Source organism: Paraburkholderia sp. MM5384-R2, from assembly GCF_014201025.1.
In the GTDB taxonomy this organism is placed as follows: Bacteria; Pseudomonadota; Gammaproteobacteria; order Burkholderiales; family Burkholderiaceae; genus Paraburkholderia; species Paraburkholderia tuberum.
In genome coordinates, this window is record NZ_JACHDI010000002.1 from 117,934 (window position 1) to 135,195 (window position 17,262).

General features: G+C 60.1%; 17 protein-coding genes. 9 read left to right on the top strand and 8 right to left on the bottom strand.

Annotation, left to right across the window (positions count from 1 at the left end; all coding sequences use genetic code 11):
* Positions 1-157 precede the first annotated feature (157 nt).
* Positions 158-1,480 carry a DUF2254 domain-containing protein gene (locus HDG37_RS04450; protein ID WP_184044716.1) on the top strand — a complete coding sequence of 441 codons (1,323 nt, stop codon included), beginning with the start codon at positions 158-160 and terminating at the stop codon, positions 1,478-1,480.
* 10 nt (positions 1,481-1,490) lie between these two features.
* Positions 1,491-2,168: a carbonic anhydrase gene (locus HDG37_RS04455; RefSeq protein WP_184044719.1), complete on the top strand. Its 678-nt coding sequence runs from the start codon at positions 1,491-1,493 to the stop codon at positions 2,166-2,168.
* Positions 2,169-2,367: 199 nt separating this feature from the next.
* Here HDG37_RS04455 and HDG37_RS04460 read toward each other — a convergent pair whose 3' ends face one another.
* A complete protein-coding gene (locus HDG37_RS04460) occupies positions 2,368-3,765 on the bottom strand; it encodes an MFS transporter (RefSeq protein ID WP_260332746.1) in 1,398 nt (465 codons plus the stop codon).
* A gap of 112 nt (positions 3,766-3,877) precedes the next feature.
* Here HDG37_RS04460 and HDG37_RS04465 point away from each other — a divergent pair, with 112 nt between their 5' ends.
* Positions 3,878-4,750: a LysR family transcriptional regulator gene (locus tag HDG37_RS04465; RefSeq protein ID WP_184044726.1), complete on the top strand. Its 873-nt coding sequence runs from the start codon at positions 3,878-3,880 to the stop codon at positions 4,748-4,750.
* 377 nt (positions 4,751-5,127) lie between these two features.
* On the opposite strand, the gene HDG37_RS04470 is transcribed toward HDG37_RS04465, so the two are convergent.
* A complete protein-coding gene (locus HDG37_RS04470) occupies positions 5,128-6,441 on the bottom strand; it encodes a hypothetical protein (protein WP_184044729.1) in 1,314 nt (437 codons plus the stop codon).
* A gap of 108 nt (positions 6,442-6,549) precedes the next feature.
* Here HDG37_RS04470 and HDG37_RS40250 point away from each other — a divergent pair, with 108 nt between their 5' ends.
* The 3 genes from HDG37_RS40250 (at position 6,550) to HDG37_RS04485 (ending at position 7,906) form a co-directional block, all read left to right on the top strand.
* Positions 6,550-6,801: a hypothetical protein gene (locus HDG37_RS40250; protein WP_184044731.1), complete on the top strand. Its 252-nt coding sequence runs from the start codon at positions 6,550-6,552 to the stop codon at positions 6,799-6,801.
* Positions 6,802-7,031: 230 nt separating this feature from the next.
* Complete coding sequence (locus tag HDG37_RS04480) at positions 7,032-7,613, top strand: hypothetical protein (protein WP_260332747.1); 582 nt, start codon at positions 7,032-7,034, stop codon at positions 7,611-7,613.
* Positions 7,610-7,906: a YdhR family protein gene (locus HDG37_RS04485; protein WP_018422424.1), complete on the top strand. Its 297-nt coding sequence runs from the start codon at positions 7,610-7,612 to the stop codon at positions 7,904-7,906. Before HDG37_RS04480 ends, HDG37_RS04485 begins: the two co-directional genes overlap by 4 nt.
* Before the next feature lie 37 nt (positions 7,907-7,943).
* Here the strand turns inward: HDG37_RS04485 and HDG37_RS04490 are convergent, their stop codons facing one another.
* The 3 genes from HDG37_RS04490 to HDG37_RS04500 all read right to left on the bottom strand — a co-directional run bounded on the left by HDG37_RS04490 (position 7,944) and on the right by HDG37_RS04500 (position 9,987).
* Positions 7,944-8,612, bottom strand: coding sequence for a response regulator transcription factor (locus tag HDG37_RS04490; RefSeq protein ID WP_184044733.1), 669 nt, complete (start codon positions 8,610-8,612; stop codon positions 7,944-7,946).
* A gap of 18 nt (positions 8,613-8,630) precedes the next feature.
* Complete coding sequence (locus HDG37_RS04495) at positions 8,631-9,536, bottom strand: S1C family serine protease (RefSeq protein WP_184045260.1); 906 nt, start codon at positions 9,534-9,536, stop codon at positions 8,631-8,633.
* A gap of 241 nt (positions 9,537-9,777) precedes the next feature.
* Entirely contained in the window at positions 9,778-9,987 is a 210-nt protein-coding gene (locus tag HDG37_RS04500; protein WP_084754273.1) for a hypothetical protein, read from the bottom strand.
* A 163-nt stretch (positions 9,988-10,150) separates the two neighbouring features.
* Here HDG37_RS04500 and HDG37_RS04505 point away from each other — a divergent pair, with 163 nt between their 5' ends.
* Positions 10,151-10,573: an ACT domain-containing protein gene (locus HDG37_RS04505; RefSeq protein WP_184044736.1), complete on the top strand. Its 423-nt coding sequence runs from the start codon at positions 10,151-10,153 to the stop codon at positions 10,571-10,573.
* Between the two features lie 249 nt (positions 10,574-10,822).
* Positions 10,823-11,218 (top strand): hypothetical protein, encoded by a 396-nt coding sequence (locus tag HDG37_RS04510; protein ID WP_260332749.1) that lies wholly within the window; start codon positions 10,823-10,825, stop codon positions 11,216-11,218.
* Between the two features lie 12 nt (positions 11,219-11,230).
* On the opposite strand, the gene HDG37_RS04515 is transcribed toward HDG37_RS04510, so the two are convergent.
* On the bottom strand, positions 11,231-13,984 hold the full coding sequence (locus HDG37_RS04515) for a UPF0182 family protein (protein WP_184044742.1): 2,754 nt from the start codon (positions 13,982-13,984) through the stop codon (positions 11,231-11,233).
* Positions 13,985-14,279: 295 nt separating this feature from the next.
* Between HDG37_RS04515 and HDG37_RS04520 the strand changes: the two genes are divergently transcribed.
* A complete protein-coding gene (locus HDG37_RS04520; RefSeq protein WP_184044745.1) occupies positions 14,280-14,864 on the top strand; it encodes a glutathione binding-like protein in 585 nt (194 codons plus the stop codon).
* Between the two features lie 62 nt (positions 14,865-14,926).
* On the opposite strand, the gene HDG37_RS04525 is transcribed toward HDG37_RS04520, so the two are convergent.
* Both HDG37_RS04525 and HDG37_RS04530 read right to left on the bottom strand, forming a co-directional pair.
* Positions 14,927-15,859 carry a hypothetical protein gene (locus tag HDG37_RS04525; RefSeq protein WP_184045262.1) on the bottom strand — a complete coding sequence of 311 codons (933 nt, stop codon included), beginning with the start codon at positions 15,857-15,859 and terminating at the stop codon, positions 14,927-14,929.
* Positions 15,860-16,080: 221 nt separating this feature from the next.
* The gene (locus HDG37_RS04530; protein ID WP_184044748.1) at positions 16,081-17,124 is read right to left on the bottom strand and encodes an AraC family transcriptional regulator; all 1,044 of its coding nucleotides are present in this window, start codon (positions 17,122-17,124) and stop codon (positions 16,081-16,083) included.
* Positions 17,125-17,262 lie beyond the last annotated feature (138 nt).

The following is a 17,262-nucleotide window of genomic DNA, read 5'->3' on the forward strand; positions in this document are numbered from 1 at the left end:
ATCCGCAATCGATCGAGACGCGATTCCCGAAACTCTATGTCCTCGACCTATCGGACCAAAGTCTGATTGACCGACCTGAAGGTCACGTGCATCGTCAAAGGCGAACCGCGAACGTTTCGGCCTCCGCTGCCGCATGAATCGTAGGAAGAGCGCAAACATGGACTGGAACCGCTGGTACAGCTTGAAGAGTTACCTCAGATCTTCCCTGTGGACGGTACCGCTCGTCGCGGTGGCGATCTATGCCGTGGTAAAGCCGCTCACTGAAATGCTGGGAAGGTGGATGATCGGACACGACATCCTCGATCCGAAAACTGGCCTTTTTGCGCTGTCCATGACTGGAGCACGGTCACTTGTCGGCGACATCGTTTCCGCAGACCTGGCGTTTCTGGTGTTTACCTTCGGTTCGCTGCTCGTCGCAATCCAGGTCGCTGGCGGTCAATATACCCCGCGGATCATCGCGACGACCTTGCTGCGCGATAACGTGATCCGCAGCATCTCGGGGTTGTTCGTATTCACGCTTCTGTTCGCCAACAGAACCCTAGGCTGGATGGGTGACAGCGAGGTGCACCAGCTTCAGGTATTCATTGCAGCGCTATTCGGCTTCGCTTCTGTCGTCGCATTCCTTTTCCTGATTGATTATGCGGCGAAATGCCTGCGTCCAGTAAGCCTCGTGGCTCGGGTTGGGGAGCACGGGATCGCGGTCATCGAAAGCGTCTATCCCGACCCCGCGACGGGCCGAATCACCCCGCCGAGACTTGACCACGAGCGAGGCGTCCCTGGCCGCATTGTTCGCCATAGCGGTACATCCGGCATCGTTCTGGCCGTGAATCTCGAAAGACTTGTCGCCAAGGCGAGGCGCACTGACTCGGTTATCGAATTCGTGCCGCAAGTCGGCGACTTTGTCGCAGTGGACGAACCCTTGTTTTACTTGTACGGAGACTCTGACGCAATCGATGAAAACCGGCTGCGTACACTGGTTGCTTTCGGGACTGAACGCACGATGGAACAGGATCCCATGTTCGCGTTTCGCATCCTTGTTGATATTGCGCTGAAAGCGTTGTCGGCTGCGATCAACGATCCAACCACGGCCGTGTTGGCCATCGATCAGTTGCAGCGGCTATTGCGTGTAGTCGGAAAACGGTCTTTGTACACCGAAGAGATAACGGATAAGTCCGGACTTGCGCGCGTCATCTATCGAACGCCGAACTGGGAAGATTTCGTGCATATCAGTTTCCGCGAAATACGTCAGTACGGCGCGGGCAGCATTCAGATCGCGCGGCGTCAGCGCGCGGCGATAGAGAATCTCCTTCAGTGCTTGCCGGAGCATCGTCACGACGCCTTGCGTGTCGAGCTGACCCTGCTGGATCGTGCGATCGGCTCGAAGCATCCATTTCCGGAGGACCTGGCGCTGGCCCGTATCCCCGACTCGCAAGGGCTTGGAGGCTCGAAAGGCTCGACAGCACGGCAACCCGTCCTTTGAGAGGCAAACCATGCAAAAACTCATCATGGGCATCGTTGAATTCCGGGAGAAAATGCTGCCGCAATACGCGCAGCAGTTTAGCAAACTCGCGCTCGCGCAGAGACCTGATGCGCTCTTCATAACGTGCTCGGACAGCCGGGTCGTGCCGGATCTGCTTGCATCGACCCATCCCGGCGATCTCTTTACGATGCGCAACGTGGGCAATCTGATACCGCCGGCGACTGCGGAGGGCGTCTCTACCGGAGATCTTTCCGAGGCAAGCGCGATCGAATATGCGGTGCTGGTGTTGAAAGTCGCGAATATTGTCGTGTGTGGACATTCGGAGTGCGGCGCGATGAAGGCCGTGTTCTCCAGGCACGCCAAGCTGAAATCGCCAAACCTCGATAAATGGCTATGCCACGCCAACAACGCAGCGTTTCGCCTCGAACAGGAAGGTCCGCTCGACGACAGCTTGAAAGCGCACGATCAATTGTCGCAACTCAACGTACTCGTGCAACTCGAGCACCTGATGACCTACCCGATCGTCCGCCAGCAGGTCACTGCCGGGGCACTCGTATTGAGCGGCTGGTGGTTCGACATCGCGACGGGCGCCATGTATGCCTATGAGCGCACGAGCCGCTCATTCGCAGTCATCGATCGCACAATGGCTGATCGGATGATTGCGCGCCTTGCCGCACGGGCGAGATGACGGGTTGCGAAGCCCGCGACGGGACCGGCATGTCGCTAGCGACCAATGCAATCCCTGCGTCGCGATGCAGACGGCAAGTTCTGTTTCAATGTTCGCTCCGGCCATCAACGGGCATTCAGCTAAAATCCAGCGTGTCTGCTTACAGGCATACCTGAGCCATTGCGGTTGACGCGCGACTGCACACCTGAAGAATCGGATCTTATCTGTCAGAGGCCAGAACCCTGGAAGTGTTCTCAATGTGCACGGGCCGTGGCGTTCTGATTCCGTACAGGCACATCACGCTGCCGCACAGCAGGAGCACCGCAGCGGTCATGATGGAAAGATGCATACCTTGCATAAATGCATCAGGACGGGTATCGCGTACGAAAAACCCGAACACCGCCACCCCGAGCATGCCGCCTACCTGCCTCGCCGAGTTGAGCACTCCTGACGCGATACCCGAGCGGGAAGCATCCACGGATGACAGCGTGACGTTTGTCATGGTCGGCACCATTAAGGCAATGCCGCTTGCGGCTATGAGCATTGGCACGACCAGCATCCAGTACGAGCCGTCTACGCGAACCGGCAACAGCAGCAGATAACCCGACGCGGCAATCAGCATGCCGGCAATCATGAGTTTCTTTGCGCCGACGCGGTTGAGCAGCCGACCCGCCAGGATATTCACTGCCATCAGAACGACGGTCATCGGCAAAAACGCGAGGCCGGTCCACTGAGCTGATAACTGCTGCTCTATCTGAAAGAAGAGACTAAAAACAAAGATCAAACCGTAGTAGGCAAAGTTCACGATGACGCCGGCGGCCGAGGCCGCAGAGAACGTAGTCGTTCGAAAAAGAGCCAATGGGAGCATGGGTTCCGTACGGCGTGACTCAAGCCACAGAAACGCCAAGGTGGCAACAACTGAGAACAGTAGCGCACCATAGACCAACGGATGATGCCATCCAAACCGGGCCGCTTCCGTGAGGCACACGGTCAGAGCGACGAGCGCCAGAATGGCCGCCACCTGGCCGGCAAGGTCAATGCTTCGGCTATGCGCGCGTGCGGCTGTCGCCGCATGACGGAGAGTAAGGCTCACGCCTGCAATTCCGATCGGCAGGTTAATCAAAAAAATGCTGCGCCAGCCCACGTGAGTCACCAGCAGCCTACCTAGCACAGGTCCTGCTGCAAGTGCAATTCCGCCTGCAGCACCCCACCAGCCCACCGCTCGGCTTCTTTGCTCCGTATCAGGGAACGCCTGGCGCAGCATAGCCAGCGAATTGGGCACCAACAGCGCGGCGCCCATGCCCTGTACGGCGCGTGCAGCCACAAGAATCGGCAACGAGTACGCGATCCCACACGCAATCGATGCCACAGTAAAGACGGCGAATCCCGCAGTGAAGATTCGCTTTGCGCCGAAGCGATCACCTAAGGCGCCCGTGGTGAGAAGCAGCGACGCGAATGCCAGCGTGTACGCGTTGACAACCCATTGCAGGCCGGTCACGTCCGTGGTGAAACGGGCTCGCAAGGCGTCAAGAGCGACATTGACAACGCTGACATCAAGCAAAACAACGACAAAGCCCAGCCCTGCGGCGGCGAGAGTGCCGCGTTGATCGCGGCTCATAGACATGCTCATCTGGAATGACCCTTATCGACTGAACGAGTCTCATGGTAGGCATGTCGCCTTTGTGCGAATATTCCCCAAAACCGCACACTATCCTTGAGAAATTGCACAGATGTTCGATTGGGAAAATATTCGTCATTTCCTGGCTGTCGCCCGCATCGGTACGTTGTCAGGGGCCGCGCGCGATCTGAAGGTTGATCACGCGACGGTGAGCCGACGCTTGAGCGCACTCGAGGACGAGGTCAAGACGCGCCTTGTCGAACGGCTCCCCAGGGCCTGCAAACTCACTCCCGCTGGGCAGCGCGTGTTCGAACTCGCGCAGGGAATGGAAGAGAACGCGTACGCGATTGAACGGTTCCTTGATGCCAGCCTATCGCCGCTGAGCGGCAAAGTCACGCTGAGCGCACCGCCGGTACTAGTGGCCAGTTTTCTGGTGAAGCATCTGGCGGAATTCCGGCTTGCAAATCCCGGCGTCCAGTTGTCTGTTTCTGGCCAGGCACGACAGGTTTCCCTTAGCCGAAGGGAGGCGGATATCGCCTTAAGGCTGGTTCGTCCTGAGGAAGCGACCAGCGTCGTACGCAAGCTAGGGCGTATGCCGTTCGACCTGTACGCGAGCAGGGACTATCCGCACCTGCACAATCCATCTGCATGGGAGTTCATCGTCTACGATGCCGGATTCGCGGACATGCCACAGCAGAAGTGGTTGATGAGCGTTGCAAGAGGGCGACCCATTGCTTGCGAAATCAGCGATATCACGGGCCACCTTGCAGCGACCCGAGCAGGCGCCGGCGTGGCTGGCCTCCCGTGCTTCCTGGCAGATACCGATGCGAATCTACAACGCGTCGCATACGACGGCGAACGATTTTCGCGTGATCTCTGGATGGCTGTGCATCGGGATTTGCGGCGTTCTCCGCAAGTACGGGCAGTGATGGACTTTCTGCTGAAAATCGTGGCGGAACATTCCGCCTTTACGACAAGCGGTTAGACGGCGGATGCCAAGGGCCGCCGCCTACGATCGAAATAGTACGGCTGGCACAGCAGCAGTCGTTCGAATGAGCGCTCGAAAATGCGGTCGAGCGGCAGAAACTGAGCCGGCTTCTGCCACAGCGTGGTCTATGGTTAGCACAACCCCACATACAACGCCCGCGCAATAGGTAGCGCGGTGAAAAGCGAACGTGTACGTCGATCCCAACGCGGGTCTTTCAGTATTCGCAGACATTTCTTCGGTCGAGAATCTGCGAGCGCAAGGTGGGATCAGCAAGGTGCTGCGTGCCCGGCGAGTGATCTTCGCGTTGCGGTACATCCGCGATGTACCGCGGCACGGTCTGGGTGGCTCGCAAGGAAGAACCGGCATCTTCGACGTCAGCTCGTCGCGCCGAAGTACACGGGTTGGCCGAAATGCTGATTGCGTGGCTCGTCGATTACCTGGCGGAACTGCTCGTAGCTGAGCGCCCATTGGTCGATCGACTGGATCTGGACCGCGTTGCCGTCAACCAGACGTTCGCCTTCGATGCGCCCGACCTGTATCTGCGCTTCGAGCGGATCAAGCACGGCATCGGCAGCCTGCCTGTCACTGTCGAAATGACGCTGGGCATACAGAGCGCGCTCGACGTTCTCGTGCCAGTCTCCGCCCATCTGGTAGCGCACCTGTTCGATAAAGGCGATCACGCCATGTCCGCGCGTCGGGCCGAGATGAATCCGGCGCAGCTTCAGACCGAACAGAAAATCTTGCAGCGCCACCTCGCGCACGCCGCGCTCGATGCACTGGTCCTGCACGCCGCCCATTTCGTTTTCGAGAAAGTCCTGGGTGTGCACCGCGTCGCCTAGCACCTTGAATGAATAGGCGTACGACTGCGTGGCCAGGAACACGCCGGTGCGCTGCGTGCCGTTGACCGTGCAGGTGACGCGGGCCAGCAACACGTCGTTAGCGCGTGCCAGTTCCAGTTGGCTTCGAGTCCAGTGCATGATCAGAGCAGACGGAAATTTGAAGATCTGCTCGTCCTCGATCAGCGGAAAACCGACCGAAAGCTTCATGGTCTCGGCGACGCTCAGCACCGAGAACAGGCAGTTGTCACCCGACGCGACCCGAAAGTACATCCGGTCCTTGTGCGGTGCATGGCTGAATGGATGCCACGGCTGTCCCATGTTGTTGAGGCCGAGATCGACTCGGTTGAGCGCGCCACCGTGCTCCCTGACCGTCGCGAAGTCGCGCCCTTCGCCCCGGCATCCGATCGGTAGGATCAGGCGGCCACCGCCCGCCGTCCTCAGCCGCAGCTTGTTGCGGAAGTAGCGCCGCACCTCGAGGCCGCGCGGAATGCCCCCGGTTGCCGGACCGCCCGGCATGTCTTTGAAGCCGATCTCGAGGGCGAGCTCCAGGACCGCCCGTTTGTCGGCGTCGGTGTCGGGCCAGGATGCGGCCTGCTGGACCACGATGGTCGCGCCGGCCGTCTTGCGCCCACCGAAGTTCATTGTCGGCAGTGTCGGATCGCGATAGACCCTGACAAACAACGCCTTGAGTTTCTCGTCACCCGGATCTAGCCGGCCGCCCGACGCGCGCGCTTCCTTCCAGAAATATGCACACCACCAGCCGAAATCGAAATCCTGGTTGCTGGCATACAGTCGTTGCAGTCCCTTGAACTGATCGAGCTGCTGCTTGGTGATCCAGTCATGAGCCATTCCGGGTGCCTCCTGCAGGCCGTACGTGGTCGGGCGGTGCGATAAAGGATCGGCGCTGCCCGAAAACGCCCGTTGGCAAAATCGTGCGCGGTATCCATGAGGTCGCGCGTGATGAGGCTCGACGCATTGCGGCAACCCCAGCATGATTATTTTCAGTCATGCGGCGAGACTGCCGACAAATTGTCTGACGCTGGCGAGGACGGCTCTCCGGTCGCCCGCGAAAACCCAGTGATCGACGCCGTCGAGTTCGACGTATCGCGCCTGTGCGATGTGGCTGGCAAGATGCCGGCCAGCGCCAATTCGAACGGCGTGGTCGTCCCGACGGAACTCCGGAAAACCAGGCGTCCGCACGCTGAATAGAGCCATCGTAGTGCGACCCTCCATGACGGCGTCCAGGGGACGCGTCGATCCTACCATGCACGGCAGACGATCATCGCTGCACTCATTGCGGCGGATCGCACTGGAGGCTTTGCCATGAAGAACCTGGATAAGCATGCGATCGTGATAGGCGCCGGAATGGGTGGGCTGCTGGCCGCACGCGCGCTATCGGATTTCTATTCCACCGTTGGCGGCTCCTGGAACTGCCGAACGTGCGCGCCATCGAGAATTGCGCAGTGCGAGGGCTCGCCGGCGACTCCGCCCGCGAGCGCGTGACAGGCGTGCGCATACGTGCCGAAGGCAGGCCCGAAGAGACCGTCGACGCGGACCTTGTCGTCGATGCGACTGGACGCGGCTCGTCCGGCGCGATGTGGCTCGAAGAGCTCGGCTACCGACCTCCCGTCAGCGAGAAGGTCGAGGTCGGCATCGGCTACACCACCCGGACCTATCGACGTCGGCCGACCGATCTTGACGGCAAGCTCGGCATCGTCGTCGCCGGGAGCGAGCCGAACTGGCGCAACGGCGTCATACTCGCACAGGAGAGCGACAACTGGATCGTCAGTACCGGGGGTTTTCTCGGCGACGAGGCGCCCGACAACGATGAGGGCTTTCTCGCGTATCTGGCGACGCTGCCGACCGTGGAAATTCATGACATTGTCGCCACAGCGGAGCCGATGAGCGGCTACGGGCGCTACCGCCACGTCTCCAGTCTGCGCCCCCCGGTACGAGACGCTTGCACGCTTTCCCGGGAATTACCTAATGTTGATCACAGTCTCCAAAGGAGTACGACATGATCGGTGTATTCGTTACGTTTCGCTACGGTGACAATTTCGATGAACGAGCCGTGCGCACGATTGCCGAGACCGCACGTGCAAGGTTTGAAGGAATGCCAGGGCTGCGTTCAAAGGCTTTCACGCTCAATTCCGCCAAGCGTGAGGCCACGAACTTCTACGTTTGGGAATCAGAGGACGCAGCCAAGGCGTTCTTCACCGATGAGCTGCTCGACCGGGTCACCGGTCTCTACGGGGTACGCCCTGATGTCGAGTTCGTGCAGATTGCCACGTTAGTGGAAAACGTTCGAGCATGACGTCGTCAGTGTCGTGGGTAGAGAAACGCGAGCTTGTCTACACCATGATGAATCCGTGCCGCATGCCGAGCATCACCGCTTCGGTGCGGTTGGTCGCACCGAGTTTGCCGAAGATTGACGAGAGGTGGAATTTCACCGTGTTGTCCGAGATGTCGAGGTGCCGCGCGATCTCCTTGTTGCCGAGTCCGTCGGCGAGCATCGCCAGCACTTCGATCTCTCGTAACGTCAAGGCTTCGAACGGTTCGCCGGATCCCTTCTGGCGCGACGCTCTTGTTTCGGCCAGCAGCCTTGCGAGGATGTCGGGCGTCAGCACGCAAAGGCCTGCGGCGACGGCTTCGATGGACACGACGATTTCAGCTGGCACCGCGTTGCGCGGCAGGATAGCCACGGCATCGGCGGGCAACGCATCGAGGATCCAGTCGCTGTCCGGGTCGTCGCTCAACAGGACGAGCGACGGTGACGCGGGCGAGAGTTCGAGTAGCGTCCTGAGCGCATCGCTCGCCTCCGGCGCGATGTCGGTGACGACCACATCCGGCACCGATCCGGCGAGGCAATCGACGAGCTTTTCGGCGTCGGGCGCACTACCCAGGAACTCAAGTGCCGGGTTCGCCTCGACAAGCGCTTGCAGGCTTGCGCGCTCTTGCCACGATGCCGCAATCACTACGACCCGTAAAGGCGCCCTCCGTATCGTCTGTCCATCCGACATTTGGTCGCTTCCCGGACGTCACCTGCACGAATTCCGTTGGGGCCGTTCGCCCACCGTTACCGAACACGCGTGGCGTTCGCCGCCTCGGATCAAGGCGATGTGCAACTGCTGCCCAATGCTTGCGGAGCCCAGCGCCGCACTTACGTCACCCATGTCGCGGCAAGGCTTGCCGTCCAGTTCGATCAGTACATCGCCTATCAGCACGCCCGCCTGCTCCGCAGGGCCGCCCGGCGCAAGCGAATTGATCAGCAATCCACTGCTGAACGACAGGTTCATTTTATTGACCCAGTCGTCCGGCAGGCCGACCCGCTGCGTGCCGACACCAAGGTAGCCCCGCGAGACGCGCCCTTTAGCCAACAGTTCATCGGTGACGCGCTCCACGGTCATCCCCGGAATCACGATGCCGGCGCCGCGCATCAGTGCCGAGGTGCAGATGCCGATGACCTGCCCGCGCATGTCGGCGAGGGCCGCCCCGGAGAAACCCGGGCGCAGACCGCCGTCCAGTCGCACGAACGCATCGAGTTGTCCGCCTTTCCATGTGCGCCAGGGACCACCTATGCTGCCGATCACGCCAAAATCAGCGCTGACGCCGGAATCGTCCGCACGTGCGACGGCGAGCGCAAGATGACCCGGCTTCAGTGAGTGGGCGTCGCCGGAACCGATCGGGTCGAGGTCCACGCCGTCCAGTTTCAGCACGCCGACGTCGGACCCCAGATCCAGGCCCGCGAGGACTGCGGCGACCGTACGGCCGTCGGTCAATGTGACTTCGATGCCGTCCTCACGCCTGAGCGTGTGTGCAGCCGTCACGACGACGCCACGTCGCCAGATTACGCCACTCGACGGCATGCGATGTCGGCCGTGTACTGCGACGACACTCCGCCCGACTCGCGCGACGATGTCTGCCAGATTGTCCGAGAGATCCATCAAAGGATTTCCGCTCGAGGATGTGGTTTCCATTTCAAGCCCCCTGTCAATTGCGTGCGACCTGCCAGTGCTTCGCGTCGACGTTTGCTCGCCTGTCCAGCTAGCGTTATGACGACGGGTTCACAATGACAGAACGACGGGGGGCGCACACCACCCAAATGGGTAGCCGGGTAGATGCAATGCGGACTTCACGATGCAACGAGTCTGGTCTGCGACCAGCACGTCCCTGATCACACTGCGGTTAGCGCCGCCCGCTACGGCCCCATACATAGCGAACCCACCGCTGCCAGCGGCTTTGCGGTGGAGCGGGCGCGTGGCGCGCAGTCTGCGCTTCGCAGTCGCGCTGGACGGACTTCTGAACCTGTTCGTGGATCTGCCTCAAACTCATGCCGCCTGGGCCTTTCAGTTTGTCGGGATCGGTAGCAGGATCGCCATCGGGATCGTCTGTCATGAGAGTCGCCTGTTTGTGATGAGGCGACTTGATCTTGATACAGATGCTCGGTAGCAGCAAGTTGGACGCGGATCGCCGAGCGGCGCGTAGTCCGACAGTCCTTGCCCGCATGCCGTTCGTGAAGTAGATTTTTCTAATGAGGTACGAGCCGGGAGGGACGGCCATGGAACTGAGCGTGGAACGGGTCGAGGTTTGGGCAGCTACCATCGACGATAAACCGGGAGGCCTTGCGAAGGTCTTAAGCGTCTTGCGGGATGCTGGTGTCGACTTGCAGTTCGTCGTGGCACGTCGAACGCCAGAGGCAGCGGGTAAGGGAGTCGTGTTTGTCGCTCCGCTACAGGGAGAAAGTGCGATCCGTGCCGCCACCCAGGCGGGGTTCAGCGTCACCCCGAGCCTTCACTCCGTCCGTGTAATGGGTCTGGACCAGTTGGGCATCATCGCGCAATTGACCCAGATGTTGGCGGATGGGGGGATCAACCTTCGCGGCGTCTCGGCCGCTGTACTTGGCACGCAGTTCATTGCGTATCTCGCGGTCGACTCGTTGGACGATGCCGAAAAGGCGATTGACCTTCTACAAAGGGCCTGAAGTACCCGTACCGGACTGCAAACCGGCTTGGCTCTTGCTGACGAGGCAAGGGGGCCACTCTGTCTGACGCGACTGCCGTCGACCATCTCAAATCCGTTGCGACAAAGCCGAGCGGCCATTTGAATGGCGAACGAAGCGCCGGGCATGGCGGCGAATCCCGATGCCGGTAGGAGGTCGACAGTGATGAAGACACCGACGACCCGAAGGCGGGTGCTTTGGGCGCTCCCGCTTTGCATTATCGCGACTTGCATGGCAGTTGGCGGGGCATTGCTGTTCGAGCTGTCGGTGGTCGGCCGTGCCGTGAGCGATTTCCGCCGGGACGCGGCCCTGGCGCAAGCGGGCATCGCACGTGGCGAGCCGGCTACGCCCGAGGAGCGCATGAACCCGCCCTATCTGAAGCGATACGGGTTGGACCGTAACCTGTACAAGGACATTCACGGAAACTTTTCGCCAACGGGTGCTGACTGGCGCCAATGGGGGCTGCGAACCAAGGTCGCAGCCACTGTGATGTGGCTGGGTCACGATCCACCGGGAACGTGGTGGACCTACGTTCAGATCAAGTGCGTCGATCGGTTTCCTCAAGCTCACGCCGACAGCGAGCCGATCGTCGATGTTGCCGACGCTTGCCTCGGCGAGCCGCATTGATCGTCCCGTTGGTCACTTCCGATCATCGGAACGGCCAGCGCCGAGTGCCTCGAGCAACGGCCGGAGGGCGTCCAGTTCCGCGCCGAAGCCGCTCCAGTCTCCCGCCTTCAGTCGCTCGATGGCGCGGTCATAGTGGACAAGTGCCTCTCTCGCGCGAGCGTCCACGGTGCCTCGGGCTGGCGATGCCGCTCGTGCGGTCTCACTGAAAAGCGCCGCCAGCGCCTCATCCAGAGTGTTCTCCATCACCACACGGTCCCCATACGCGGCAATCACCCGCTTCATCTCCGGCAACTGACCGGACGCCGCGCGCAAATAGAGCGGCGAAACGTAGAGGATCGAGTTCTCGATCGGCACGACCACGAGATGACCGCGAATGACGCGTGAGCCCATCTGGTTCCACAGCGAGATCTGCTGCGAGATCCCGGTATTCTGTTGAATCCGCGCTTCGATCTGAAACGGCCCATAGATCAGCTTGTCCTTGGGAAAGGTGTACACGATGAGCTTGCCGTACCCGGGCGCATCGCAACGCGCCGCCAACCAGGCAATCATGTTCTCCCGCCGGCTCGGCACCATCGGCAGCATGAGGATGAACTCGGCGCGTGCGTCGCCGGGGAGTCGCATGATCGTGTAATACGGCGGCATCGTGCTGGCGGTGCTTCCGCCATCCATTCCGACCAGCTCCTGGGGAAACTGCCACAGATCCTCGCGGTTGTAGAAGATCTCCGGCGCATCCATGTGATAGGCGCGGTAGATCTGCGCCTGGATCAGGAACAGATCTTCGGGGTAGCGGATATGCTTTCGCAGCTCCGGTGGCATCACGTCCAAAGGCTTGAACAAACCCGGGAAGATGCGCTCGTATGTGCGCAGGAGCGGATCGGCGGGATCGCTGACGTAGAAATCGACCGTGCCGTTATATGCATCGACCACGACCTTGACGGCGTTTCGGATGTAATTGTCGCCGTCGCCGAAACCCGGCCGGGAGTAAGGAAACCACCGGCTGACGGTGTACGCGTCCTGGATCCAGAACAGGCGCCCATTGCTTGCGACGACATAGGGGTCATGGTCGAGGGTCAGGAATGGCGCGATCGTACGCACGCGGTCCTGAATGTTGCGATGAAGCAGGATCCGGCTCTTGTCTGTGATATAGCCGCTCAGCAGGATGTTCGGATCGTCGAGCTGCCAGGCGAACAGACTGCGGCGTGCCACACTGCCGATGTTGACGCCATCGCGCCCGCTATACGTCGTGTAGGCATTAGTCGGCCGTTCGGGAAAGTCGAACTCCGCTACGTTGCCGTTCACGATGACGTAGTCCTGGCGGCCTTCGCTGAAATAAAGACGTGGTTCGCGAATGGCCGGGCCGCCGCTGGAGACTGGCGGAATATCGTGCAGATAGAAAAACGGTAAGCCTTCGGTGGATTTCTCGGTGACTGGCGACATCACGACGCCGATGCCGTGAGTAAAGATAAGGTGCAGATTCACCCAGGTTTGGGCGTTGGTCGGAAGCATCGCCGGTTCCAGTTCACGCGCCGACAGCATTACCTGTCTGTATCCGGCGTCAAGCTGATAGCGGTCGATGTCCACCGAAATAAATTTGTAGTAAGTCCTGATCTCCTGCAACTGTGCATAGGTATCCATCAGCGGTTGCACATCCCATAGCCGGATGTTGTCGATGGTCGCCCGATTGGCCTGCAGCGAGTCGAGAGTCAGTCCCTGCTCGGCCTCAAACGGTTTAACCTCGATCTTTGCGAGGCCGTAAGCCTGTCGCGTTAGCGCGATAGCGTGCTCGATATAGGGTGTTTCCAGTTTCAGCTCGCTCGGTTTGACATAGAAGCGCTGAAACAGCGATGGATAGATCACAGCGAATACAAACGAACTGCCGAATACGAGCAGCGCGAGAACGACGGGTTGCAGATGGCTCCGTCGGCGCATGTTGATCCAAAGGGCAACGGATGAGGCAGCGGCAAGGCCGACAAGCATCCACAGGACCGGCAACTCGACGTGCACATCGGTATAGCTGGCGCCGACCACGACGCCGTTGTCGCCATAGAGCAGCAGAAAGCGGTCGAGCCACCACGACCAGGCCTTCACCGCAAAGAACAAACCGAGCAGTGCCGAACCATGAGTGAGGGGGGCGGCCGAGAGCGTGCGTGGCGGCCGCTCCAGCGCGATGTCTCCGCGCAACGCGTAGACAGCACCTGCCACGATCGCGCTCCAGAAGATTAGCTGCAGCAGCCAGTTCTTGAGTGCGACATACGCGGGGAGCGAGAACAGATAAAAGCCGATATCCCTGTCAAAGATCGGATCGCGTTCGCCAACAGGGACCTGATAAATGAAGCGAAGCGCGAGGTCCCAGCTCGAGACTTCGCTAACGGCAATAACCAACCCCAGGACGACCGCGGCGCAGGCAATACTGGAGCGCCAGGGAACGTGCGGCGCGATCAGTTCAGACAATTCAACGGCAACTTCAGTCGTACCCGATCGATCAACAGATTGCGCTCGCAAGACATCGACGCGCCTCGCGTAACGATGCGCCAAAATCCCAGACAGCCATATCGCGCACGCCGAGACTGCGAACACCGCGGCAAACAGCAGCGCTCTCGCGGAAAGGATGGTCCAGAAAACGCCACCATAGCCGATCGAAGAGAACCACAGCCAGTTGACCAGGATGCCGGTGATGCGTCCGACGACAAGCAGGCCAACGATGACGGCCGTCACCGTGATTGCATAACGTCTCAGGCGCACGCCGGACTTCACTTCCGACCGCATGGTCTCTCCTGTGCTGGCCGTCGCCCTGCCCTGCTGCGACTGCGATCCGGGTTCGGATGGCTACATTAATTCAAGCTATCTGAAGCCGCTCCACGAACCATGACGAAAGACCCTTATGGACGTGGCGCGAGTCAAAACGGACAGTGCCCGGCGCAGCGATGCGGCAATTATGCCAAAGTTCACCCATCGCAATCGACGCTCGACGTCGAACTCTCGTTCCAGGTGTCGACGGCGGCGGCACGCCCTTTGCTGCGTTGAAACGGTTCAGTTCATCTCACGAAAAGGGACCCCTATCATGAAGCTCTACTATTCGCCTGGTGCCTGCAGCCTCGCCGACCATATCGCAATGCATGAGGCCGATCTCACTTTCGAAAGGATTCGCGTCGACTTGAAGTCCAAGGAGACCGAGACTGGGGAGCAGTTCAATCGGATCAATCCAAAGAGTTACGTCCCAACCCTCGAAATGGATGATGGTCAACGGCTTACCGAGAATATCGCGATTCTTTCGTGGGTCGCACAGCGCAAGCCTGCCCTTGCGCCGAATAGCGAACCCGGCAGCCTGCGCCTGCTCGAGATGCTCGCGTTCATTTCGACGGAAATCCACAAACAGTTCGGCCGTGTTTTCAAGCCCACTTCGGATGCTGAAGCAACGGCAGCGCGCGAGAAGCTCGGTCAACGCTTCCAGTTGATCGCCACCATGTTCAAGGGCGAATACCTGTTCGGCAGCGAAGCGAGTGTGGCGGACGCCTATCTGTTCACGATGCTGCTCTGGGCCAAAAAGGTAGGCATCGAAGTGCCGGAGAAATTGCGAAACTTTGCCGAACTGATGCGCGCGCGTCCGGCCGTCCAGCTTGCCATGAAGCACGAGGGACTCGACTGATGAAACTCAGATCCTCGCCGCGCGCACCTTTAGCTGGATGATTCGTGTGCGTTCGGGCTCGCTCAATGCAGTGTGGCGAGTGCGGCCCGGATACGCATCCCCTGCTCTTCGGAGACGAGCCGATCGAGCACTTCCGCGAAATGGGGGTGATGCATACCGGAATGGAGGTACTGCCACCGGTAGGCATGATGGAAATTCGCTTCGATCGACATGGCTTCTGCCTCGACGACGGCACGCCCGCAGTTCGCGATGAAATACCGCGAGTCCGCTGTCGCCTGCCCGCGCAAAATGCCATCTATCGCAATCATCAGGTCGATGAACTCGTTGACCGCGTTGTCCCGCGCCGCATCTGTCAGCGTAGCGTCGTGCCGCTTCCATTCCAGTTCATCGAGAATGGCGTGCTGACTTTCTTCCTTCCAGTGGTACAGAAATACATCCTTGAACAGCTCGGATAACTGATCGTCAGGATGAATGCTCTGGCGGTAGTGAATTTGCGAGAAGAGTTCAATATGCAGCGTCATGGCCAGCACCGCCCAGGTGCTCTTGCCGAGGACCACGGCGGCAAGCGCATCGGGATCGACGTCGAAGCGATAACCCGCGGGCAGCGTTTCACCGATCATTTTTTCGATGCGGCGAAACAGCGCCTGGTGTTTAAGCTCTTCGTCGCTGAAACGCACGAGCGCTTCGAGCGCCACCTGATCGCCGAGCCAGTAGTCGCGGCTCACTTCCAGCACCTTGGCGTTAATGAAGCGCTCGACGAGCCCGAACACGTTCGCGTATGTGCGCCCCTGAATCTGGCTGACGAACCGCTTCTCAGCCTCCGAGAGCATGATGAAATCCGGCACCAGCGAGAGCCCGTCCGGCAAATACTTCTGGGACAAGTCGAAGGTACGGCCTCCAATCACGTCACGGTCGATGTCCCAATTGACCATCTTCGAAGCGCGAATGCATCGGGCGTAGCGATCGCGATCGGACAGCCGCAATATTGCGTTCATTGAAGTTCTCCCAATATGGACCGCCACGCGGTCTAGCGTTGAGTGTCGATTCACCGGGCAGAGCCAGTCGGATGATCTGGCTTTCCGGTACGCTCAATTTACGATTGGGAGTCTTGAAGTTCTATGATCGAGTCGCCGGACGATATGACTGAAACGCCGTTTCGTCACGTTGGTCGCACAGGTCGACTTGAGTGGGTAGAAACAGCACGGCGCGGTAGGGATCACTGATCCCGCAGTGCGGCAACGCCACGCGTAGGTTGCGCGTGCTGCGCTGATGTGGCCACGCCGTTCGACTTTCCTTTGCTCTTGCGCCAGCCGGCCGGGGCCATGCCGAATTCGCGTCTGAACGCGCGACTGAATGCGGCTTCCGACTCATAGCCAATCTGTTCCGCAACGGCGTTGAGCGGCTTGCTACCGATCAGAAGTTCGTGCGCCGCAATCTGCATGCGCCATCTCGCGAGGTACTGCATGGGCGGCTGCCCCAGAAGATCGGTAAAGCGTTGCGCCAACGCGGAACGCGACAGGCCCACTTTGCGCGCAAGTTCCTCGACGGTCCACGCATGCGCCGCCTGCGCATGAAGCAGCGAGAGCGCGCGTCCAACGTAGCGGTCACGCACGCCGGCGAGCCACCCGGTCTGGTTATCAGGTAGCGCTTCAATACAGCTACGGATTGCTTCGACAAACAGCAGTTCCGATAGCCTGGCAAGCACGATCGTGCCGCCCGCGCGCGAGTCGGCCGCTTCCGCGGCAGCAACTTTGAGAGACGACTCGAGCCATGCCGCACGCGGATCCTGGCGCATGTCGATCTTGAACAGTCGCGGCAGCGATGAGAGCAGCGGATTGTTCAAAGTATCGTCGCAGGCCAGAAAGCCGCACACGATGCGCGTCACAGCGCCCCCGCCGCCATAGGACAGCGTCATCACTTCACCGGGTGCTGTCGCCATCTGCCCGGCCAGTAGCGAGTCCGACGGCACAGGGGAAATATCGATCGCGCTGCCGATGATGTGCGTTTCACCCTGAGGCACCACGATCAGTTCGCCGGCATGGACGTGAATCGCCGAACCGGGATCGTCGGCCAGCGTCGCCCAGCAACTCCCCTCTATGATCAGATGATAGGAAACGACGCGCTCGGAAGGCGGCAAGTAAGCGCTGCAGAGCGATGCATCGGTGCGACCGATCAGACACCACGGCGCGGTGAGTGTCCCGTTCAGAAACACGGCGCCGCTCAGACGAACAGTGCGCAGAACATCAGAGACTGCATCCATGGATAGCTCGCGTGAAATGCGATTTCCCGGGCGAGAAACCTGGCCGCCGTTCATTGTTCAGGACGGCCAAGGGCTCCATGTTATACCCGCAACCTCACTTGATGACAATTCCCTTACTGACGTTTTTCGCGAGGCTTA